At 58.6% G+C, this 22,363-nt stretch carries 21 protein-coding genes; 8 read left to right on the plus strand and 13 right to left on the minus strand.

Annotated elements, in window-relative coordinates:
* Positions 1 to 15: 15 nt before the first annotated feature.
* The 4 genes from pdhA to I9188_RS01070 form a co-directional block, all read right to left on the minus strand.
* Entirely contained in the window at positions 16 to 1,005 is a 990-nt protein-coding gene (gene pdhA / locus I9188_RS01055) for a pyruvate dehydrogenase (acetyl-transferring) E1 component subunit alpha (RefSeq protein WP_209503593.1), read from the minus strand.
* A gap of 159 nt (positions 1,006 to 1,164) precedes the next feature.
* Complete coding sequence (locus I9188_RS01060; RefSeq protein ID WP_209503595.1) at positions 1,165 to 1,464, minus strand: septum formation initiator family protein; 300 nt, start codon at positions 1,462 to 1,464, stop codon at positions 1,165 to 1,167.
* Between the two features lie 141 nt (positions 1,465 to 1,605).
* A complete protein-coding gene (locus tag I9188_RS01065; RefSeq protein WP_209503597.1) occupies positions 1,606 to 1,950 on the minus strand; it encodes a lysozyme inhibitor LprI family protein in 345 nt (114 codons plus the stop codon).
* Positions 1,951 to 2,022: 72 nt separating this feature from the next.
* Positions 2,023 to 3,213: a phosphoglycerate kinase gene (locus I9188_RS01070; RefSeq protein ID WP_209503599.1), complete on the minus strand. Its 1,191-nt coding sequence runs from the start codon at positions 3,211 to 3,213 to the stop codon at positions 2,023 to 2,025.
* A gap of 133 nt (positions 3,214 to 3,346) precedes the next feature.
* Here I9188_RS01070 and I9188_RS01075 point away from each other — a divergent pair, with 133 nt between their 5' ends.
* The gene (locus I9188_RS01075; protein WP_209503601.1) at positions 3,347 to 3,853 is read left to right on the plus strand and encodes a peptidylprolyl isomerase; all 507 of its coding nucleotides are present in this window, start codon (positions 3,347 to 3,349) and stop codon (positions 3,851 to 3,853) included.
* Positions 3,846 to 4,403: a peptidylprolyl isomerase gene (locus I9188_RS01080; protein WP_209503603.1), complete on the plus strand. Its 558-nt coding sequence runs from the start codon at positions 3,846 to 3,848 to the stop codon at positions 4,401 to 4,403. The genes I9188_RS01075 and I9188_RS01080 overlap by 8 nt, the downstream gene beginning before the upstream one ends.
* 41 nt (positions 4,404 to 4,444) lie before the next feature.
* On the opposite strand, the gene I9188_RS01085 is transcribed toward I9188_RS01080, so the two are convergent.
* The 7 genes from I9188_RS01085 to I9188_RS01115 all read right to left on the minus strand — a co-directional run bounded on the left by I9188_RS01085 (position 4,445) and on the right by I9188_RS01115 (position 10,483).
* The gene (locus tag I9188_RS01085) at positions 4,445 to 5,287 is read right to left on the minus strand and encodes an alpha/beta fold hydrolase (protein WP_209503605.1); all 843 of its coding nucleotides are present in this window, start codon (positions 5,285 to 5,287) and stop codon (positions 4,445 to 4,447) included.
* A gap of 98 nt (positions 5,288 to 5,385) precedes the next feature.
* A complete protein-coding gene (aqpZ, locus tag I9188_RS01090) occupies positions 5,386 to 6,075 on the minus strand; it encodes an aquaporin Z (protein ID WP_209503607.1) in 690 nt (229 codons plus the stop codon).
* Between the two features lie 102 nt (positions 6,076 to 6,177).
* Complete coding sequence (locus I9188_RS01095; RefSeq protein WP_209503609.1) at positions 6,178 to 6,999, minus strand: M90 family metallopeptidase; 822 nt, start codon at positions 6,997 to 6,999, stop codon at positions 6,178 to 6,180.
* A 119-nt stretch (positions 7,000 to 7,118) separates the two neighbouring features.
* Positions 7,119 to 7,619, minus strand: coding sequence for a polymer-forming cytoskeletal protein (locus I9188_RS01100; protein WP_209503611.1), 501 nt, complete (start codon positions 7,617 to 7,619; stop codon positions 7,119 to 7,121).
* Positions 7,609 to 8,940 (minus strand): M23 family metallopeptidase, encoded by a 1,332-nt coding sequence (locus I9188_RS01105; protein WP_209503613.1) that lies wholly within the window; start codon positions 8,938 to 8,940, stop codon positions 7,609 to 7,611. Before I9188_RS01105 ends, I9188_RS01100 begins: the two co-directional genes overlap by 11 nt.
* 173 nt (positions 8,941 to 9,113) lie before the next feature.
* Complete coding sequence (locus I9188_RS01110; protein WP_209504863.1) at positions 9,114 to 9,932, minus strand: ferritin-like domain-containing protein; 819 nt, start codon at positions 9,930 to 9,932, stop codon at positions 9,114 to 9,116.
* An 89-nt stretch (positions 9,933 to 10,021) separates the two neighbouring features.
* Complete coding sequence (locus tag I9188_RS01115) at positions 10,022 to 10,483, minus strand: peroxiredoxin (RefSeq protein ID WP_209503615.1); 462 nt, start codon at positions 10,481 to 10,483, stop codon at positions 10,022 to 10,024.
* An 80-nt stretch (positions 10,484 to 10,563) separates the two neighbouring features.
* On the opposite strand from I9188_RS01115, the gene I9188_RS01120 reads away from it, so the two are divergent.
* The 4 genes from I9188_RS01120 to I9188_RS01135 all read left to right on the plus strand — a co-directional run bounded on the left by I9188_RS01120 (position 10,564) and on the right by I9188_RS01135 (position 17,104).
* The gene (locus I9188_RS01120) at positions 10,564 to 13,941 is read left to right on the plus strand and encodes a DUF3971 domain-containing protein (RefSeq protein WP_245220396.1); all 3,378 of its coding nucleotides are present in this window, start codon (positions 10,564 to 10,566) and stop codon (positions 13,939 to 13,941) included.
* A 42-nt stretch (positions 13,942 to 13,983) separates the two neighbouring features.
* A complete protein-coding gene (gene queA, locus I9188_RS01125) occupies positions 13,984 to 15,033 on the plus strand; it encodes a tRNA preQ1(34) S-adenosylmethionine ribosyltransferase-isomerase QueA (protein ID WP_209503619.1) in 1,050 nt (349 codons plus the stop codon).
* 108 nt (positions 15,034 to 15,141) lie between these two features.
* Positions 15,142 to 16,419, plus strand: a complete 1,278-nt coding sequence (locus I9188_RS01130) for an MFS transporter (protein WP_209503620.1) — start codon at positions 15,142 to 15,144, stop codon at positions 16,417 to 16,419.
* A 109-nt stretch (positions 16,420 to 16,528) separates the two neighbouring features.
* The gene (locus I9188_RS01135; RefSeq protein ID WP_209504864.1) at positions 16,529 to 17,104 is read left to right on the plus strand and encodes a DUF924 family protein; all 576 of its coding nucleotides are present in this window, start codon (positions 16,529 to 16,531) and stop codon (positions 17,102 to 17,104) included.
* A gap of 38 nt (positions 17,105 to 17,142) precedes the next feature.
* Here the strand turns inward: I9188_RS01135 and I9188_RS01140 are convergent, their stop codons facing one another.
* Positions 17,143 to 17,577: a hypothetical protein gene (locus I9188_RS01140; RefSeq protein WP_209503621.1), complete on the minus strand. Its 435-nt coding sequence runs from the start codon at positions 17,575 to 17,577 to the stop codon at positions 17,143 to 17,145.
* Between the two features lie 215 nt (positions 17,578 to 17,792).
* Between I9188_RS01140 and lpdA the strand changes: the two genes are divergently transcribed.
* Positions 17,793 to 19,187, plus strand: coding sequence for a dihydrolipoyl dehydrogenase (lpdA, locus tag I9188_RS01145; RefSeq protein WP_209503622.1), 1,395 nt, complete (start codon positions 17,793 to 17,795; stop codon positions 19,185 to 19,187).
* A 155-nt stretch (positions 19,188 to 19,342) separates the two neighbouring features.
* Here the strand turns inward: lpdA and I9188_RS01150 are convergent, their stop codons facing one another.
* Entirely contained in the window at positions 19,343 to 20,728 is a 1,386-nt protein-coding gene (locus I9188_RS01150; protein WP_209503623.1) for a M20/M25/M40 family metallo-hydrolase, read from the minus strand.
* A 327-nt stretch (positions 20,729 to 21,055) separates the two neighbouring features.
* Here I9188_RS01150 and hemA point away from each other — a divergent pair, with 327 nt between their 5' ends.
* Positions 21,056 to 22,279: a 5-aminolevulinate synthase gene (hemA, locus tag I9188_RS01155; RefSeq protein ID WP_209503624.1), complete on the plus strand. Its 1,224-nt coding sequence runs from the start codon at positions 21,056 to 21,058 to the stop codon at positions 22,277 to 22,279.
* The last annotated feature ends 84 nt before the right edge of the window (positions 22,280 to 22,363 follow it).

Genomic DNA, 22,363 nt, shown 5'->3' on the forward strand with positions numbered 1-22,363 from the left:
GTCTTATTCGTCCTCTCAGGCGTAAATGTCAGTCCAGAGCTCTTCGACCGAAGGCTCGGGGCTTTCTTTCGAGAATTCGGCGGCCTGATTGACGATCTCCTTGATTTCCTTGTCGATCGCTTTCAGGTCATCCTCGGTCGCGTGCTTGCCGGTCAGCAGCAACTCGCGCACATGTTCGATCGGGTCGCTTTGTTCGCGGACCTTCTGAACTTCTTCGCGGGTCCGGTACTTGGCCGGGTCGGACATCGAGTGGCCGCGATAGCGGTAGGTCTTGATTTCCAGGATATAGGGGCCTTTGCCCGCGCGGCAGTGCGCGACAGCCTTTTCGCCTGCTTCCTTGACCGCCAGCACATCCATGCCATTGACGATCTCGCCCGGAATGCCGAATGCCTCGCCGCGATGGAAGATGTCCTTGGTCGAGGTCGAGCGGGACTGAGCGGTGCCCATGGCGTACTGGTTGTTCTCGATCACGAAAATCACCGGCAAGCCCCAGATGGCCGCCATGTTGAAGGTCTCATACACCTGACCCTGGTTCGCGGCACCGTCCCCGAAATAGGTGAAGGTCACGCGGCCGTTTTCCTTGTACTTGTCGGCAAAAGCCAGCCCCGCGCCCAGCGGAACCTGCGCGCCGACGATACCATGCCCGCCGTAGAAGTGCTTTTCTTTCGAGAACATGTGCATCGAGCCGCCCTTGCCTTTGGACAGGCCACCGATGCGCCCGGTCAGTTCGGCCATCACGCCGCCCGGATCCATGCCGCAGGCCAGCATGTGGCCGTGGTCGCGATATGAGGTGATACGCTTGTCGCCTTCCTCTGCGGCGGCCTCAAGCCCGACAACAACGGCCTCTTGTCCGATATAAAGGTGGCAGAACCCGCCGATCAGGCCCATACCATAAAGCTGACCGGCCTTTTCCTCGAATCGGCGGATCAGCAGCATCTCGCGGTAGTATGTCTGGAGTTCTTCCGCAGAAACATTTGGTTTCTTTGTGGTTTTTCGCGCAGCCATCGTGGCGATCTCCCCCTTTCGGACAGATAGTTTAGCGTTAAACTATCTCATAAAGCATTTGGGGCTTTCTGGCGAGGGGAAATGTGACGCAGCGTTCGCCACGGCGCATCCCGGCCGAAACGCCGGGCCTGAGTTGCCTTTTCTGAATAGGGTCTTTGATCAGCGGATCACGATTTCGTCCGACCGGATCATGCCCAGAACCGAGCGCGCCTGCTGGTCCAGCAGGTCCAGATCCAGATAGGTGTCGGACAGACGCCGTGTCAGGTTTTCCATCTCGGCGATTTCGACATTCAGTTTTTCCAGACTGCGTGACAGAGCGTCCCGTTCCGCCGCAATTTCGACCCGCCGGAACAGGCCGTAATCCCCTTGAACAGCGGCAAAGGTGAAATACACACCCAGCATGAAAGCCACCGAGAAGAAGAGAACTGCACCCAAACCGGGCCGATGGGAACGGGACACTCTGTTTACCGCCGTATGAAAACTTGCCTCAATAACGGGCTCTTTCCGAGCCTCTGATCGCACTATGTCACAGGCGATTCGGGTTGTGAATCCCCTGATTCGGTTTTTTCATCAGTATTTCGTGTGCGTCCCGGTTAAAGCTCAGCGCCAGGACTGAAGCTGCTGATTTCTTGCGACCGTCTGCTCTTTCATACAGGTCCAGTAGAACATGGGCGCAGCGCTGCCGCCGCCGGATAGTTCCTTGTCGCAGGTGGCGTCCCGCGCCTTTAGCCACGCACGTTGTTCCGCCAGAAGGGCATCGCCGTTGCCACGTGCATCAGCGACCGGCTTGATCTGTTTCCACAACCGGTTGAGGTCGCGGTCAACGGCTTCCCATTGTTCCTTGGCACAGAAATTTGCATCAAGCTGTGTCTGGCCACCGCAACTGGATTGTGCTGTTGCAGGCCACGGCATTGCGAGAAGGATGAGCAGGTATAATGACCTCATGACATAATCCCCCGTTCAAATAGGGGATAATACCATGAACCGTGACAAGCGGCCAAATGCGATCAGTGCCGCTTATTGTTCCAGCGCAGCGACACCGGGCAGGGTTTTGCCTTCCATCCATTCAAGGAATGCACCGCCTGCGGTCGAGATATAAGTGAAATCCTTGGCCGCCCCCGACGCATTCAGCGCCGCAACCGTGTCACCGCCACCCGCGACCGAAATCAGCTGACCCGACCGGCTGAGGGCTGCGGCTTTCAGGGCCGCGGCATTGGTGGCTGCGTCGAACGGCTCCAGCTCGAACGCGCCCAGCGGGCCGTTCCAGATCAGGGTCTGGCTTTTGTCGAAAATCGCGGTAATCGCGGCGACGCTTTCAGGGCCCGCGTCCAGGATCATGCCATCCGCAGGGCATTGATCGGCGGGCAGAACCTTGTGGGGCGCGTTGGCCTCGAATTTCTCGGCCACTACAACGTCACGCGGCAGGACGATCTGGCAGCCCGAGCTTTCGGCCTTGGCCAGAATTTCGGCGGCGGTGTCCTTCATCGCGGTTTCAGCCAGTGATTTGCCAACGCCGATACCTTGGGCGACAAGGAATGTGTTCGCCATACCGCCACCGATCACCAGATAATCGACCTTGTCGATCAGATTGCCCAGCAGTTCCAGCTTGGTCGAGACCTTGGCGCCGCCGACAACCGCCGTTACCGGGCGCTTGGGTGCACCCAGTGCGCTTTCCAGCGCCTGCAACTCGGCCTGCATCAGGCGGCCCGCACAGGCAGGCAGCAGACGGGCGATGGCCTCGGTTGAGCTGTGGGCGCGGTGCGCGGCTGAAAACGCATCGTTGCAATAAATATCCCCCAGCTTGGCCATGCCAGCGGCCAGATCGGCGTCGTTTTTGGTTTCGGCCGCGTGAAAGCGGGTGTTTTCCAGCAGTAGGACCTGGCCGGGCTGCAAGGCAGCGGCGGCCAGTTCCGCCTCGGCCCCGACGCAATCGGCAGCAAACAGAACCTTTGCGCCAAAAGCGCTTTCCAAAGTCGGGACCAGTTGTTTCAGTGACAGGCTTTCACGCCGTTCGCCACCCGGACGGCCAAAATGAGCCAGAAGGATCGGTTTGCCGCCAGCGGCCAGAATATCGCGCACCGAGGGGACGATCCTTTGAATGCGGGTGGCGTCGGTCACAACACCGTCAACCACGGGCACGTTGATGTCCACACGCACCAGCACGCGTTTGCCGTTCAGGTCCATATCGTCCAGTGTTTTCCAGCCCATTGTGCGATCCTTGTCATTGGCAACCGATTTAGGCGGTTCTTTTCCTGCATTTTGCCCTCAGGTCAATGCGTCACTTGGCATTCGCACGCGTGCGTCATAGGTATTTGCGCAAGATAAACGACAGGAGGGCCTCATGGCCGAGATCAAAGACCCCGAAAACACAATCATCATCGAGCTGAAAGGCGGCAATGTCGTCATCGAGCTGCTGCCGGATGTAGCGCCTCTGCACAGTGCGCGGATGAAGGAACTGGCCCGTGGCGGTGAATATGACAATGTGGCCTTTCACCGTGTGATCGACGGTTTCATGGCGCAAACCGGCGACGTGCAGCATGGCGATATGGAAGACGGGTTCAACCTGCGCATGGCGGGCACCGGGGGTTCGTCACTGCCGAATGTTCCGGCAGAATTTTCCAAGCTGCCCCATGATCGCGGTACGCTGGGCGCGGCGCGCTCGCAGAACCCAGATTCGGCCAATTCGCAGTTCTTCATCAACTTCAAGGACAATCACTTCCTGAATGGTCAGTACACGGTCTATGGCCGGGTCATCGACGGGATGGAGCACGTCGATGCGATTGTACGCGGCGAGCCGCCTGCAAGCCCGGACCGCATGATCAGCGTCAAGGTGGCCGCAGATGCATAAACTGGCTGCGGCTTTTGCCTTGCTGGCAAGCCCGGCGCTGGCCAGCGGTTTGCAGATCGAGGTCGAAGGGGAAGGGGCCAATGGCACAATCTCGATCGACCTGTTCGAAGATGTGGCACCCCAGCATGTGGAACAGATCACCGCTCTGGCCGCTGACGGTCAGTACGATGGCGTCGTGTTTCACCGCGTGATCGATGGCTTCATGGCGCAAACCGGCGACGTGCAATACGGCAACTCGGGCGCGGACGGCTTCGACATGCGCTATGCCGGGCGCGGCGGGTCTGATCGCGCGGACCTGCCGGCCGAGTTCTCGGACGTGAGTTTTGACAGGGGCGTTGTCGGCATGGCCCGGTCCAGCGATCCGGATTCGGCCAATTCGCAGTTCTTCATCATGTTCGCCCCCGGCCCGTTTCTGGACGGCCAGTATACCGTGGTTGGTCAGGTGACAGACGGTATGGATGTGGTTGACGCGATCAAGCGGGGCGAAGGTCAGAACGGTGCGATCATCGGTGCACCGGATGTGATGAAAAAAGTCACCGTTACCGAATAAGACGATTTAGCCCGGCTCAAGCGCCGGGCTTTTTCTTTGGTCTATTGGTCGATGAAGTCGCGGATGGCACGGGTATAGGCACCAGGATCCTGAAAAGATGCGAAGTGGCTGACATCTTCCAGAACAAGCAACTTGGCGCCCGGAATAGCGTCAGCAATCGCTTGTGAATGCGCCATCAGAATGGCCTCGTCATGTACGCTTTGAACCACGAGTGTCGGGACGGTGATCGATGACAGCGCCTCAAGCCCGCCGGGTTTTTCGGTGCCCCACATGGTGGCAACCCCACCAAGGAATGCCTCGAACCCGTCAGGGGTGGGGGACATGGCCGCATAATCTTGGGCCATCATGCCCACGTAAGTGCCAAACACCTCGTTGGTTTCCACCGAAGGATCGATCCCGTCCAGCGTGACATTGCCTGCGTGGGCAAAGTGACTGGCCAGCCGATCCGGGTTGGTGGTCGAGATTGAATACCCGATATTTGCCCCGTCGGACCAGCCGACCAGATGCACCTGATCGACCCCCAGATGATCCAGCAGTGCCAGATAATCCTGCGACAACAACGCGTAGGAATAGGGGCTGCCATCGTTGGTGGATCGTCCATGGCCGCGCGTATCCGCCACAATCACCCTGTGGTCCTGCGACAGGTCGGCAACCTGCGTGGCCCAGACATCGCCATGGGCAAGCCCGCCGTGGATCAACAGAACCGGGGTGCCGCCCGCATCGCCATACGTGGCGTAATACATGTTGATGCCGTTGATCTCTGCCGTGCCCGCCTCGGTGGCGGCGGGCATCTGGGGGACTTGCGGGATGCTCAGCCATTTGTCTTCGGCCCAGCCTGCCGTCGCGGCGCAGCTTAGGAAAAATGCTGTGGTAAATATCTTCATTGTATCCTCCCGTTGAACCAAAGGCCGTGACCTAGCCAGATTTGACGGAAGGATACCGTGTTTTTCAGTAAACGGGATAATTACCTTTCCCGCGCGGATCAGTCATCCGAGGACATTGCTTTCCAGATCAAAGCACCGATTGCGCCGCCAATCAGGGGGGCTACCCAGAACAGCCAGAGCTGAGCCAAAGCAGGGCCGTCGGCAAACAAGGCAACGCCGGTCGAGCGCGCCGGGTTGACGGAGGTATTCGTCACCGGGATTGAGATCAGGTGGATCAGGGTCAGCGCCAGACCGATGGCAATCGGAGCGAACCCGGCAGGTGCCTTGTCCGACGTCGCGCCCAGAATGATCAGAATGAAGAAAGCCGTCATCACGATTTCGATGATCAAAGCCGACATCAACGAATATCCCTGTGGCGAGGCCTCACCATACCCGTTTGACGCGAACCCACCGACACCAGCGAAATCGGGTGCGCCACTGACGATCAGGTACAGAACCACTGCGGCGGCAATTGCGCCAATGACCTGTGCAACCCAATAGGGCAGAAGGTCTTTGGCCGGAAACCGCCCTCCAATCATCAGGCCCAAACTGACCGCCGGGTTGAAATGCCCGCCCGAGATTGGGCCGACTGTATAAGCCATCGTCAAAACTGTAAGGCCAAAGGCAAAGGAAACACCAAGCCAACCGATGCCGACATCTGCGACACCAGCCGCCAGAACGGCACTGCCGCACCCCCCTAGAACCAACCAGAACGTGCCGAAGAACTCGGCAAGTAGTTTCGATGACATAGAAAATCCTCCGCCCAATAATGAGGTTAACCGTAATTCAAGAATTAACTTATGTTAAATTGTTGCGAACGGGGAATTTTTTACGACGCTTCCTCAATCGGGTCAGAACTGACCTCTGTGCCATAGAGCGGGATCAAGATGAAAAAGCTTAGACAGCTGTTCATAGATTGCCGGGTCAGAGGATTTCAGTTCCTTCGGCCGTTCAAAGAACACTTCGACCGAAACGGCAAAGAATTCTTCGTGCCCTTCCGCGCCGTAGGGATCGATTACTGTGGGTTTTCCGTTTTCCACGGCATGAACATGTGCCTTATAACCGTTCAGAAAGGCGGTTTCCCACTCGCCAAAGCTTTGGCCATTGCTGAGCACGGGAACACCATTGGTTGCGCCCGAGAGGTCATCAAGCTGGTGCGCGAACTCGTGAAAGACGACGTTCCGGCCATCGTGATCATTCAGGGCACCGCGCTGGCTGTGGGTCCAGGACAGGATCACGGGGCCGCGGTTCCAGCTTTCCCCGCTGCGGATGATTTCCTGTTCGGTGACGACATAGCCACTGTGACGGCGCTGTTTTGATTTGAAGGCACCGGGGTAAACCAGAATGGTCGTCAGGTTGTCGTACCATTGGTCCGTATTCACCACGAGCAGACAGGCTTGGGCGGCAATCGACACCTGCATGTCTTCGGTAACGTCCAGCCCGTCGCAGCCGACGAAATCGACCTGATCAAGGAACAGGTTGATCTTTCCTTCCAGCGCCCCGCGCAGGTCTTTGGGCAGTTTCCGGATTATCGGCACCTGAGCGCTCACAATATCGCGCTGGTGCTGGGACAGCGACGTGGCCAGCAAGGTCAGGCGGGATTGTCTTTTCGACCAGAAGTGAAAGGCCGCAGCGCCAGCGATCAGCGCAACAACCGTCAGAAAAAGCAACATGGATCGACTGTAGCGCGATCAGAAAGGGACGAAAACGGGAATCCCGACCCCAAACGGTCGCGCAATAGAAAAGACGCCACGGGTTGCCCCACGGCGTCCTGACAAGAAATGCAGTCTGCTTACTGTTTGACTTCTGCCGCCGGGTTCGATCCGGCTTTGGCGCTGCGGCCGGGGTTGAGAGGGTCGTCCTGACGCTGAACCGAGCCTTCGAAATGCGCGCCGCTTTCGATGGCAATGGTCTTGTGGATGATGTCGCCTTCGACCCGGGCCGTCGATGTCAGGCGAACCTTGAGACCACGCACGCGGCCAACGATGCGACCGTTGATCACAACGTCATCTGCGGTGACTTCGCCTTTGATCGTTGCCGATTCACCAATGGTCAGCAGGTGGGCGCGGATGTCGCCTTCGACGGTGCCTTCCACCTGAATGTCACCGCTGGTCTTGATGTTGCCGGTGATGTGCAGATCCGAGGACAGGACCGAGGCCGGCGGCTTGGGCTTGGGTGCCATTGCAGGTTTCGCGTCAGCCGGAGCAGGAGTCGCTGGGGTCGCCGGAGCGGCAGGTTTGGCCGCCTCAGGTGCTTTGGGTGCGGGCTCGTTGATTTTGCTTTTAGAAAACATTTTTCGCAGCCTTGATGTAAGTCATTGGGTTTACGGGATTTCCGTTCACGCGCACCTCATAGTGCAGGTGCGTGCCGGTGGACCGTCCGGTGCTACCCATATCAGCAATATGATCCCCGCGCGAGACCCTTTGGCCGACCTTTACGTTGATCTTGGTGTTATGAGCATAAAGTGTCTCAATTCCGAACGCGTGCTTGATTTTCACAAGGCGTCCGAAGCCTGATTGCCAGCCGGCATGCGTGACCACACCATCAGCGGTCGCGAATATATCTGTGCCTTGTGGTCCTGCAAAATCGACACCGTTATGCTGCCGGCGACCACCGGACTTGGGGTCACGCCGGTTGCCGTAGCCACTGGTGAAACGCACGGCAGAATGTACGGGATTGGCGAAGGGGGCCTTTTCCGCAGCAATCCGGTACAGGTTCAGCTGATCCATCTGGCGCAGCAACGTGTTTGCGCGGACTTCTTCGGGCGAAAGCTCGTCTTCTTCGCCGCGTGTGCTAAGGGATAAAGGGGTCAGCGGACCGCCCATACCGCTATATCCGCGCCGGACCTCTTCGATGATGCGATCGGTGGGCATTCCGGCCTGACGGAACATCTTGTCCAGAGGTTCGACCGAGATGACCATCGCCTCTTCCAGCTGGCGGAAGATCTCGTCGCTGCGTTCCTGCATCAGACGGATTTCAAGTTCCAGATCGTCCCGCTGTTCCAGCGCGTCCTGCGCGTTGGAGGCGATCAGATCGCGTTCTTTGGCGGTCCGCGCCAAGGCGTCGGTCATGAAGGCCATCTGTACCGGGGCGCTGGAAACCGCGGCATACATATCAGAGCCGCTGGTGTCCTGTTTCAATTGGGCCAGCTCTGAGCGCGCCTCTTCGCGCTGTTTCATCGTGGCGCGCAATGTTGTCTGGATAACTTCGATACCTGTCTCAAGCTCGCGGCGACGGTTTTCCGAGGCCAGCAGTTCCGACTGCATCGCGGAAATCTGGTCCAGCGCGGCATTGAACCGGTCCTGAGCGGCCAGTGCTTCATGTGCGCGGGAATCGCGTTCTGCCGACAGGGTGTTCAGGCGTTCCTGATAGATGGCTTGATCGCGCTTTGCCTGTTCCCGGAAATTCCCGGCCCCGATGCTGTCCATCAACAGTATGGCTGTCGCAACCGCTGTCCATCCGACCATGACGGCAACTCCGGCCACTGCGACCACCTGAGTTTCCGAACTGAGCCGGATAAACCTTGTGTCCTTGTCGGATTTCAGAAAGACCCGGCGTTCCGGGAAATGCCTCTCAAGCAGTGAGTGCAGTTTAATTGTCAGACGTGTTCGCACGCGCCCTACCTTTCATCCCCAAGATCGGAACCGGTCGTGAGTGCCTGCCGTCCCTTGCGCCGATTGCATAAAGCGGCAGCGGCGTTCGGGCAAGTTTGTTGACTAATCAAGTGCAAACGGCGCTGAAATCCCCCAAAGATCGGCGAGATTTTGCCGAAAATGACGCAGAAGTGTCAGTTCGAGAGGTCTCCGGGCGCGGGCAGGTCTTCGGTCAGGGGCCAGTAGAAATCGGGGGGCAACCCGGCTTCGGCCCGTTTTTCTTCGTTGAAGGGCGGTTTGAGAACACCGTGGAAATATCGCCGGACCAGCGCGTGAAACACATCCTTGGGGTCGACATTTTCGCGGCCGCACAGGAAGTGGAACCATTTTGAGCCGTAAGCGACGTGGCCGACCTCTTCGGCATAGATTACCTCGAGCGCGGCGATGGCCTGCTCGGCCTTGGCCTTGCGGAATATCTCGATCATGCCGGGGGTCACATCCAGCCCACGCGCTTCGAGCACCATGGGAACAACGGCCAGCCGTCCCATCAGGTCGTCTGCGGTGTCCTCGGCCGCGCGCCACATGCCTGCATGGGCGGGCAGGGCGCCATAGTGGCTGCCCATCTGTTCCAGACAATCGCAGACCATCTCGAAATGGCGCGATTCTTCTTCGGCGCATTTCACCCAGTCATCATAGAACCCGATGGGCATGGGAACATGTCCAAAGCGCGCGATGATGTCCCAGTGCAGATCGACGGCGTTCAGCTCGATATGGGCAACCGCGTGTAGCAGGGCAATGCGCCCGGCCTCGGTACCCGGTTTCCGTTTGGGTACCTCACGCGGAGACAACAGCGCGGGCTTGTCCGGGCGCGCGGGGGACAGCGGCGGTGATGCGGTGCCGATCTCGATGGGTTCACCCTCGGCCTTGCGGGAGGCAAACCACGCGGCGGCATGGGCTTTGGACAGGGCGGTTTTGGCCCGCCCGTCCGCTGTTGTCAGAACCTCTGTCGCCATCTGTGTCAGTGTTTTGGGCACCGGGTCGCTCCGCCTTTGGCATGTCAGCGCGGGTGATAGACCGGATGGCGCGGCAGGTCGAGGGGGGCTTAGATCGCCTTCACCGCTTCCAGCACCTCATCCACATGGCCGGGCACCTTGACCTTGCGCCAGACCTTGGCAATGCGTCCTTCGCTATCAATGACAAAGGTTGATCGCTCGATCCCCATCGATTTCCGGCCATACATGTTCTTTTCAACCCATACGCCATAGTCCTCGCAGACGGTCGAGCCTTCGTCCGACAACAGCGGAGTGGTCAGCCCGTGTTTGGCGACAAACTTGTCATGCTTGGCGACGCTGTCCCGCGAAATGCCGAAAACGTGAGCCCCTGCATCGGTAAACGCCTGAAGCTGCTCTGAGAAACCGATGGATTCCTTGGTGCAGCCCGGCGTATCATCACGGGGATAGAAGAACAAAACCACGGTGCCACCGCGCAACGCCGAAAGCGTCACCTCGCCACCGCCGTCGCGCGGCAAAGTGAAGTCGGGGGCGATGTCTGAAACGTCGGGCATTGGAAACTCCGCTAAAGGTTTTTAAAGGCTGCCCATCATCATAGGGCAACGCGTGCGGGTTGGAAGGCGTGGATAGCAAATTGAAGCAGCACGAAGACGACGACGAAGTAAAGCCGGGCAAGCCCGTGCGAAGTCGGTCGCGCCACCGCACTGCTGGTCTGTGGGCCATGCGTGGGGCCATTGTGCTGGTGCTTCTGGCGTTGTTCACCGGTTTCATGGTCGTGGGGCAGAGGATGCACGCACCTGTCTGGCTGCGCGACAGGGTCGAAGCCCGGCTGGAACGGGCGCTAGGCGGGCTGCAAATCCGGTTTGGAGACGCCAGTTTCATCATCCACGAAGGCTGGCGCCCCCGTCTGCGGCTGACCGATGTTGCCATCAGTGACGCGGCAGGCCAGCAGATTGCGCAGGTTTCTGACATGCGCGCCAGCCTGGCCATGCGCCCCTTGCTGCGCGGTCGGGTCCGGCCCAAGCGCATCATTCTGAGTGGCGCGCAGATCACCATGACCCGCGATCAGGACGGGGCGCTGACCCTGACCGTAGGATCCGGCAGCGCGCCGGTTCAGGAAGCGCCGAACCTTGCACAACTAATCGAGGCCTCGGACGAGGTGTTTCAGTCTCCGATCCTGTCGGCACTGACCTCGGTCGAATTTGATGCGATTACGCTGGATTACCGCGACCTGCGACAGGGGCGGTCGTGGGTTCTGGACGGTGGGCATCTTCAGGCGAACCGCAGTGGCAACGAAGTGCGGCTTGCGACCGGGTTTTCGGTTCTGTCGGGGCGTGACTATGTCAGCAGTATCGAGGCCAACTATACCAGCGTACTGGGCACGCTTGCCGCCAGCTTTGGCATCTCGGTCACCGATCTTCCGGCCGAGGACATAGCAGGCCAAAGCCCCGCCCTTGCCTGGTTGCAGGTTCTGCGCGCACCGATTTCAGGGGCCTTGCGCGGCAGTGTCGATGAAAACGGGGCCACAGGAACCGTGTTCGCAACCCTCAATCTGGGGGCCGGGGCGGTGCAGCCCAACCCGGAAACGCGCCCGGTTCCTTTCGAATCTGCCCGCACGTATTTCACCTATGACCCGAAAGCCCAGATGCTGGACTTCAATGAGGTGTCGGTGGTGTCGGCCTGGGGCGAGGTTCAAGCCGATGGAAAGGCGTTTCTGCAAGGGGCTGAGGATGGTGTGCTGGACAGTCTGGAGACGCAGTTGCGCTTGTCCGGGATCAATGTGAACCCGGCGAACCTGTTCCCAGAGCCGATTCAGCTGTCGCGCGCCAGCGTGGATTTCAAGATGGCGTTCAACCCGTTCCAGCTGCGCCTTGGCCAGATGACCATCGAAGATCCGGGCCACACCGTGCGCGCCTTCGGGGAATTGCACGGGCGTCCCGATGGCTGGGCTGTGGCGCTGGATGCCCATCTGGATCAGATGAGCTCGGACAATGTTCTGAGCTACTGGCCCGAGCGTCTGGCACCGAAGCCACGGGAATGGGTGACGGAAAACCTCTATCAGGGGGTTCTGTCAGACATGGATTTCGCCCTGCGTCTGGAGCCCGGTTCCAAACCGGATCTGTATCTTGATTTCGGGTTCGATCAGGCCAAGGTCCGCTTTGCCAAGACCCTGCCGCCGATCGAGAATGCGCAGGGGCAGGCCAGTCTGATCGACAGCCGGTTTACGGTCACTGCGCAGCACGGGGTGGTGATCGCCGATGACGGGGGGAGTGTGGATGCCGCGGGGACGTCCTTCATCATACCTGACACGGATATCAAGAAATCCGCACCCGGCATCGCGCGTATTCAGGCAAAGGGCAGCGTGACCTCTGCGTTGTCGCTGCTGGACCGACCGCCGCTGGAATTGCTGAGCAAGGCCGGGTTGCCCGTTGACGTTGCCACAGGCACGGTTGCGTTGACCGGAACGCTGTTCCTGCCGTTGATAAAAGAGTTGAAGTTTCAGGATACCGAATTTCACTTCAGCGGTACGCTGGCCAATCTGTCCAGTGACCGTCTGGTGCCGGGATTTTCCGTAAGTGCCCCGATTCTGGATATTTCCGGCAATCAGTCGGGTGTTCAGATTCAGGGACTGGGTCAGTTCGGCGATGTACCGCTAGAGGCACTTTGGCAGCAACCCATTGACGGCGAAACTGAACAGCGCAGCACCTTGACCGGCCAGATCGAACTGTCCCCGCGTCTGATGGTTGAGATCAGGGCCGGTCTGCCGCCGGGGATGCTGACGGGCAAAGGAACTGCCGATATTACACTGGGCCTGGGCGCTGGGGTACCTCCGAAACTGTCTGTTGTTTCGGACCTTCAGGGCGTGGCACTTGCCATCCCCGAACTTGGCTGGCGCAAGGCAGCGAACACCACGGGATCGCTGACTGCGGACGCGACGTTGGGCGCGCAGCTGAAGGTGGGCGACCTGCGGATCGATGCAGCGGGACTGCGCACAACCGCATCCATTTCCTTTCACGAAAACGGTGAATATGACCGCGTCCAGTTCAGCTCGTTCGACCTGGGGGACTGGCTCGCGGTTCCAGCGGAGCTGATCGGGCGGGGGGCTGCTGTCCCGGATATCCGCGTCTTAGGCGGTGTGCTGAACATGGGGCGTGCGAATTTCGGGGAAAGCGGCGGAGGATCGGGTGGCGGCGGGGCCCCCGGGCCGAAGCTGGACGTGGCACTGGACCGTCTTCAGGTCACCGAAACTGTCGCGCTGACAGGATTCCGGGGGGCGTTCCAGACAACCGGTGGCGTAAATGGCACCTTCACAGCGCGGGTGAACGGCGGTGCGGCTGTTTCCGGTCAAGTGACCCCGCGAGGAAATCGAAGCGCCGTTGACCTGACGTCGAAAGACGCGGGGGCCGTTTTGCGATCAGCCGGGGTTCTGACACAGGCGCGCGGCGGTGATCTGGACCTGAAGCTTGAGCCAGTAGCTGCGCCCGGCAGTTACGACGTGATCCTGAAGATCGTTAATACCCGGATCACCGATGCCCCGGCCATGGCCGCGATCCTGAACGCGATCAGCCTTGTTGGTCTGCTGGACGAGATGGCCGGGCAGGGGATCTTCTTTTCGGCGATTGACAGCCGCATGAGGATATCGCCCACCGACATCAAAGTGCTGAGTGGCAGCGCTGTTGGCCCGTCAATGGGGCTTTCGTTTGATGGCACAATCGACACCGTGAACAGCCTGCTGAACCTGCGGGGGGCGATTTCACCGATTTACCTTCTCAATGCCGTTGGCAGCGTATTTACCCGCAAGGGTGAAGGCGTCTTTGGGTTCAATTACACGCTGACCGGGCCGATATCCTCGCCCAAAGTCGCGGTGAACCCTCTGTCCGGTCTGGCGCCCCTTTTTCTGCGTGATCTCTTGCGTCAGCCTGCGCCAACGGTCTCGGACGGCCCCAATGCTGCGCCGGTGGAACCTGACGAGCCGAAACCGACTTTTGGCTCTCCTCCCAGTGACCGCTGAGGGGATATGGCCGAATCTTTTGTGGGGTTGTAAGGCGCGGTCATGAAGCTCAGCGATTTTGATTTCGACCTGCCCGACGACCTGATTGCCACGCGGCCTGCCTGCCCGCGATCCTCTGCGCGCCTGCTTGTGGCGCAGGGGGGTGGTACTGTGGACAGCCACGTGTTCGATCTGCCCGATTTTCTGCGGCCGGGCGACCGGCTGGTGCTGAACGACACACGCGTTATCCCGGCGCGCCTGAACGGGCGGCGCCACAGGGACAGCGCGCAAGGCCCGGTTTCCGCCGGCGTCGAGGCCACTCTGCTGGACCCGCAAGCCGATGGCACCTGGTCTGCGCTCATCAAGCCGCTGAAGAAAGTGAAGCCGGGGGAAGAGATCGTGTTTTCGGCCGATCTGAGCGCGACGCTGGATCGGGTGGAAGACGGACAGGCCTTTTTGCGCTTCAATCTCAGCGGTCAGGATTTCGACAAGGCGCTGGATCAGGCCGGTGCGATGCCGCTGCCGCCCTACATCGCCGCCAAACGTCCGGCGGATGAGCAGGACAAGACGGATTATCAGACCATCTGGGCCCGCAAGTCCGGTGCGGTGGCAGCCCCGACCGCCTCGTTGCATTTTGACGATGCCCTGATGCAGGCTTTGTCGGACCGGGGTGTCGCCGTCACACATGTGACCCTGCATGTTGGCGCCGGAACCTTTTTGCCGGTCAAGGTCGAGGATGTGACAACCCACAAGATGCATGCCGAATGGGGGCAGGTCAGCGCCGAGGCTGTTGCCGAGATACAAGCCACAAAAACTGCGGGCGGGCGTGTCATCCCGGTGGGCACCACCGCCTTGCGCCTGATCGAAAGTGCTGCGCGTTCGGGCACGATCGAACCGTGGGAAGGTGACACCGATATCTTCATCTATCCCGGTTTCCAGTTTCATGTGACCGATGCGCTGATGACAAATTTTCATCTGCCGAAATCCACGTTGCTGATGCTGGTTTCGGCGTTGATGGGTCAGGATCGGATGCGTGAGGTTTACGCCCATGCCATTGCGCAGAACTACCGGTTCTTTTCTTATGGCGATGCGTCGCTTTTGATCCCCGGATAGGCGCGCATACGGCATCACCGACAGGGAATGTCGTAGACAAGCGCGATGGAAGCGGTCTTTGATCGCAGAACAAAACTCAAACAAGGTTGGCACCTATCGGAGGCCCAAATGATTCAGGTTCTGTCCAGCGCATGGGCATTGTTGCTCGGCATGGGGTTGCTGATGGTCGGAAACGGCCTTCAGGGCACGATCCTGGGTGTTCGTGGACAGCTTGAAGGATTTTCGACCCTTGAGATGTCTTTTGTAATGTCAGCTTATTTTGTTGGTTTTCTGGGCGGTTCACGGCTTGCGCCCGAGATGATCCGGCGTGTTGGCCATGTGCGGGTCTTTGCTGCACTGGCGTCTTTCATTTCTGCCGTGATGATCATGTATCCGATGCTGGCAGACCCGATTGCATGGGTTCTGGGGCGCGTGGTGATCGGGTTCTGTTTCTCGGGTGTTTATGTCACTGCGGAAAGCTGGCTCAACAATTCAGCCAATAATGAAAACCGCGGGCAGGCCCTGTCGCTTTACATGATTGTTCAGATGTTGGGAATCATTGGCGCGCAGGGCCTTTTCCTGTTGGGCGACCCTGCCGGGTACGAAACATTCGTGATTGCCTCGATCCTTGTTTCGGTTTCTTTCGCACCGATTTTGCTGTCGATCTCACCAACTCCGGCGTTCGATACTACCAAGCCGATGACGCTGCGGGAGTTGATGAAAAGCTCTCCGCTGGGGTGTGTCGGCATGTTCCTGCTGGGGGGCGTGTTCTCGGCGCAGTTCGGGATGTCGGCGGTTTATGGAGCTCAGGCCGGATTGTCCTTGGTTGAAATCTCGGCGTTTGTGGCGGCGTTCTATGTTGGGGCAATTGTCCTGCAATACCCGCTGGGCTGGTTTTCCGACCGGATGGACAGGCGTTTCCTGATCCTGTTGGTCGCGGCAACCGGTGCAGTTGGCGCCGTCAGTGGTATGCTTTATGGTTTTTCCTTCGAAATCCTTCTGGCGTCTGCTTTTGTGATCGGCGGAATGACCAACCCTTTGTATTCATTGCTAATTGCGCACACCAACGATTTTCTGGAATACGAAGATATGGCCGCGGCATCCGGCGGCCTGATCTTTATCAACGGCCTTGGTGCAATTACCGGACCCGTTATCACAGGTTGGCTGATGGGTGACGCGGTGTTTGGCCCGCCGGGCTTTTTCCTGATCATCGCCGTATTGCTTGTCGCGTTGGCCGCCTATTCGGTCTACCGGATGACACAGCGTGCAGCAGTTCCTGTTGATGAAACCAGCACCATGTCGACGCTCTATCCCACCGCGTCGCCCGTTGCGTTCGAGGTCGCACAGGAAGTTGCCATTGAGGCGGCAGAAGCCGAGTTCGAGGAAGGCGCGCGCGAAACCGCTTAAGACACGAAATTATGTCGGTTGTGTTGCAATATGTTACTGTAACAGTTCTGTAAAAGGGACTTTAATGACGTTACGTCTGGGGCGCGGGCAATTGACGGAGTTTAAGGCAATGGTAACGCCTGAAGAAGTATTGAGTTTTTGGTTAGATGAAGTTGGCCCTAAGGGTTGGTATCTTGAAGATGAGGCGCTGGATGCAGACATTCGGGCGCGGTTTCAGTCAACTTGGGAAGCAGCGGCAGCGGGTCGGTTCTCGCTCTGGCTGACTTATCCCAGTGGGGCGCTTGCCTATATCATCCTGACAGATCAGTTCCCGCGCAACATGTTCCGGGGGGAGGCGCGTGCCTTCTCGACCGATCGCGCGGCTTTGGCGGCAGCAAAATGTGCAGTCGACAAAGGCTGGGACAAAAAGATTGACGAACCGGCCAGACAGTTCTTTTACCTGCCCATGATGCACTCGGAAAACCTGTGTGATCAGGAACGCTGTGTGCGTCTGATCTGCCAAAACATGAGCAGTGACGCAAGCAACCTTCTGCACGCCAGAGCGCATCGCGAGGTGATCCGCAAGTTCGGTCGTTTCCCGTATCGGAACGCGGCGCTGTCCCGCAGCTCGACCCCGCATGAAACGGCCTATGTCGATATGGGCGGGTACGGCACGACCGTGCGCGAACTACAGGCAACGGGCTGAGCGCGAAGCCGCAACCGCGCTTTGGTCGCGGCTGCGCTTTATGACTCCGGTGTACATCCCCGCAATGCCAAAACGCGTTCTGCCGCGATATCGGCACTGGTTTGGATCGCCTGCGCAATCAGCACTTCTGGCGTGTCAGCAAGTTCCGAAATCCGCTCCTGAACCGTTTGCAGCTTCTGTTCTGCTGCATTCAGGCGCCCCAGCGTTGCCCGGAGGTTTTGCGCGGCTTGGCTGTCTGCCAACGTGTCTTGTTGTAGAAGTACCGTCAAATCAGTCCGCAACGCCGCAAGCTCGTCCCGAATGCCCTTTGCCTCATCCCGGAGGGGGGCCACGGCCTGAACCGTTTGCGAGACTTCAGCAGTGATGCTTTCGGCTTTCGACGCCAGTTTCCAGCCCAGATACAGGCACAGCGCAACAAGTATCAATGTGGCGTTGAGCAGGGCAAGCAGCAGATCTTTCAGAGTTTTGGCCATGGTCAGCCCCTTGAATGGGTTGAGAAAAGAATAGGTCCGACCGGTGTCGGCGTTTCTTTTCTAGCCATTGCATGGCCCGGGGTATAGGCTGAATTCCGCAAGTTTAGGCATCGCTTACCCTGCGTCCTATTTGTCGCGGGATCGGTATATTGATGCGTTCCGAATAATAGTTTAATGGTAAACTAAATTTTCAACTCCTGCGCCGAGAGGAACACATGGCTGCACAATCCTATGATCTGATCGTAATCGGGGCTGGCCCCGGCGGCTATGTCGCTGCAATCCGCGCAGCCCAGCTGGGCTTGAAAACCGCGGTTGTCGAGCGCGAGCATTTGGGGGGGATCTGCCTGAACTGGGGCTGTATTCCCACCAAGGCGCTGTTGCGGTCGTCCGAAGTGTTTCATCTGATGGAGCGCGCCAAGGATTTCGGTCTGAAAGCCGAAAAGATCGGATATGATCTGGATGCGGTGGTCAAACGATCCCGTGGCGTGGCCGCACAGCTGTCAGGTGGCATCGGCCACCTGTTGAAGAAGAACAAGGTTGCCGTCGTGATGGGGCAGGCCACGATCCCAGCAAAGGGCAAGGTCAGCGTCAAGACCGACAAAGGCACCGAGGAGCTGACCGCCAAGAACATCATTCTCGCAACCGGAGCACGGGCGCGGGAACTGCCGGGCCTTGAAGCTGACGGCGATCTGGTCTGGACCTACAAGCACGCGCTGCAACCGCCGCGGATGCCGAAAAAACTGCTCGTCATCGGGTCTGGTGCAATCGGCATCGAGTTTGCCAGCTTCTACAATACGCTGGGCGCAGACACCACGGTTGTCGAGGTGATGGACAGGGTGTTACCGGTAGAAGATGCCGAGATCAGCGCATTGGCCAAGAAGGCGTTCACCAAACAGGGCATGACCATCATGGAAAAAGCCATGGTCAAGCAGCTGGACCGTGGCAAGGGCAAGGTGACCGCGCATATCGAGATTAAAGGTAAGGTTGAAAAACACGAGTTCGACACAGTGATCTCGGCCGTTGGGATCGTCGGCAATGTCGAAAACCTTGGTCTGGAAGCTCTGGGTGTCAAGATCGACCGGACACATGTGGTCACGGACGCGTATTGCCGCACCGGTGTTGAGGGCCTTTATGCGATCGGTGATATTGCGGGGGCTCCCTGGCTTGCGCATAAAGCAAGCCACGAGGGTGTCATGGTCGCGGACCTCATCGCGGGTCAACATGCGCACCCGGTCAAACCCGAAAGCATCGCAGGATGCACCTATTGCCAGCCTCAGGTTGCCTCGGTTGGATATACCGAAGCAAAAGCCAAAGAGCTGGGTTACGACATCAAAGTCGGCCGTTTCCCCTTTATCGGCAATGGCAAGGCCATCGCTTTGGGTGAGCCTGACGGGCTGATCAAAACCGTGTTCGATGCCAAAACAGGCGAGTTGCTGGGCGCCCACATGATCGGCGCCGAAGTTACCGAATTGATTCAGGGTTACGTGGTCGGTCGTCAATTGGAGACAACGGAAGAAGACCTGATGAACACTGTCTTCCCGCACCCGACACTGTCAGAGATGATGCACGAAAGTGTGCTGGATGCCTATGGCCGCGTGATCCATATGTAAGACCGGCGTATTTGCCCCGGCCGGGTGGGGGGCTCTGCCCCCGCCGCGCGTGCCGCGCGCCTCCCCCGGGATATTTTGGGCCAGATGAAGCAGGGATCCATTATTCATCTGGCTGCAAATATCCCGGAGCGCGAGGCAGAGCCTCGCAAAAAAAACTATGTGTTCAAAGCATCCAGAATGCGCGCCCATGACCGGATGCCCTTGTGGAAGCTTTTCACGTCATATTTCTCGTTCGGCGAATGGATGGCATCATCTTCGTTTGCATAGCCAACCAGCATCGAGTCGAGCCCCAGAACGGTGTTGAAATAGCCGACAACAGGGATTGATCCCCCCATGCCGGTGAACACTGCCTCGCGGTCCCACTCATCCGACAGCGCGCCGCGCGCGGCTTCGAATTCGGGTCGGGTGATATTCATGACCGACGCGGGAGAGCCTTCCATGTCGTTGTCCCAGACCACTTTGGCGTCCGGGGACAGCCGATCCTCGACATGTTTGCGGATTTTGGCGCGCAGCGCGTCCGGGTCCATGTCACCAACAAGGCGGCAGGTGATTTTGCAATGGGCCTCGGACGGAATAACGGTTTTGGAGCCCGCACCGTTATAACCGCCCCACAGCCCGTTCACTTCGAGCGTTGGTCGTGCCCATTGTTGCTCCAAGGTGGAGTACCCCTTTTCGCCATGCGGCTGGGTGTAGCCGACCGAATTCAGATAATCCGCTTCGTCGAAGCCGCAATTCTGCCATTGGCGCAACTGGTCTTCGGGTACTTCATGCACACCTTCGTAGAATCCGTCGACCGCGACCCGTCCGGTTTCGTCGTCATAAAAAGAGGTCACGATTTTCGACAGTTCGCGCAGCGGATTCAGGCCCGGGCCGCCATAGTGGCCGGAATGCAGGTCGATGCGCGGCCCCACAATGGTAAACTCGTCCTTCAGCATGCCCCTCAACTGCGCCGCAATCGACGGAACGCCGCGTGATACCATGGATGTATCGCAGACCAGCGCCAGATCCGCTTTGAGTTCGGCGGCATTTTCCTTGAGGAAAGGAACCAGTGAGGGCGAGCCTGATTCTTCTTCGCCCTCGAAAAAGAAAGTGATGCGGCAGGGCAAGGATCCGTGCACGGCCTTCCAGGCGCGGCAGGCTTCGATAAAAGTCATCAGCTGACCCTTGTCGTCTGATGCTCCGCGTCCGCGGATGACCGGACCGGTTTCGGTGTCCTCAATGGCGGGATCGAACGGATCCCGGTTCCACAGATTCAGCGGATCGACCGGCTGCACATCGTAGTGGCCGTAAAACAGGAAATGCGGCGCAGTCGCGTCCTCACCCACGTGACCGACAACCATTGGGTGGCCCGGTGTTTCCCGTTTCTCAGCCGCAATCCCAATACTGTTCAGATCGGCAACCAGCCAGTCTGCGGCGCGGCTGACCTCGACCTTGTATGCGGGGTCGGTCGAGATCGACGGGATACGCAGCAGTTCCATCAGGCGGTCGATCGAGGTTTGCAAATCTTCGTCAATCCGGTTCAGCACGGCGTCTAGCGACATGGGAGGCTCCTGCCTGTTTTGTTGTTCCTGCGAACCCTAGCAGCGTTGCCGGCGCCGTCCAGAGGTGTTGACACGGATTGCGGCCCGGCAGTGTAATCTTTGGGTAGTGGGCGAGACCTGCGTCGTTTCCACGCGTCCGATGGCCGTAACTTTACTTGTCGGATGGGGTGCAAACTTATATTTGATGCAAATCAAAGTTGGGTTCACCTTTTCGGCTGTAACCAGCTGAATAAGGGAACACAAAGCCACCGAAGCAGGGTAAGCTGTGGGAGGTGACGGAAATATCGCCCAATGGGAAACCGGAAACGGGCGTTCAAGGAGGGTCCTTTGGACTATACTGCTCAGCTTGATTCAGCGATCGCCAGGCTGCATGACGAAGGACGTTACCGGACCTTTATCGATATCGAACGTCGCAATGGACATTTCCCCCATGCGGTGCGCACGCGTTCGGACGGGTCACAGCAGAATATCACCGTATGGTGCGGCAATGATTATCTGGGCATGGGGCAAAACCCGGTCGTTCTGAATGCAATGCACGAAGCTGTTGATGCAGCCGGTGCAGGTTCGGGCGGTACGCGCAATATCTCGGGCACCACGGTTTATCATAAAAGGCTTGAGGCTGAACTGGCCGATCTGCACGGCAAGGAAGCCGCGCTGCTTTTTACCAGTGCCTATATCGCCAATGACGCAACGATCAGCACGCTGCCCAAACTGTTCCCGGGCCTGATCATCTATTCTGACGCGCTGAACCATGCCTCGATGATCGAAGGTGTGCGCCGGAACGGCGGGGCTAAGCGCATCTTCCGGCACAATGATGTGGCGCATCTGCGCGAACTGCTTGAGGCGGATGACCCCGCCGCGCCCAAACTGATCGTATTCGAGTCGGTTTACTCTATGGATGGCGATTTTGGTCCGATCGAGGAGATCTGTGATCTGGCAGATGAGTTCGGCGCACTGACTTATATCGACGAAGTGCACGCCGTAGGCATGTATGGCCCGCGCGGCGGCGGTGTGACCGAGCGCGATAACCTTGCCCACCGGATCGATATCATCAATGGCACGCTGGCAAAGGCCTATGGCGTGATGGGCGGCTATATCGCGGCCAGCGCCAAGATGTGCGACGCCGTGCGGTCATACGCACCGGGCTTTATCTTTACCACGTCCCTGCCACCTGCGGTTGCGGCCGGGGCTGCCGCATCTGTTGCCTACCTGAAAACTGCACCTGAACTGCGCGAGCAGCATCAGACGCAGGCAAAAATCCTCAAGCTGCGGTTGAAGGGGATGGGACTGCCGCTGATCGACCACGGAAGCCATATCGTGCCCGTGATCGTCGGAAACCCGGTCCATACCAAGAAGCTCAGCGATATGCTGTTGGATGATTACGGCATTTATGTGCAACCGATCAATTTCCCGACCGTTCCGCGTGGAACCGAGCGTCTGCGCTTTACCCCTTCACCGGTGCATGGGCCTGACGAAATGAACCGTCTGGTGCAGGCGATGGACGAACTTTGGTCACATTGTGCGCTAAATCGCGCCGAACTTGCCGGTTAACCTCACGCCAAAGTGTGCAACGTATTTGCCGCGTGTTAAGCTTACGCTAACAAAATTGGCGGACGAATCGTTTTGGGGATGATT

Origin of the sequence: Ruegeria sp. HKCCSA071, from assembly GCF_017872555.1 — a bacterium.
Classification (GTDB): Bacteria; Pseudomonadota; Alphaproteobacteria; order Rhodobacterales; family Rhodobacteraceae; genus Ruegeria.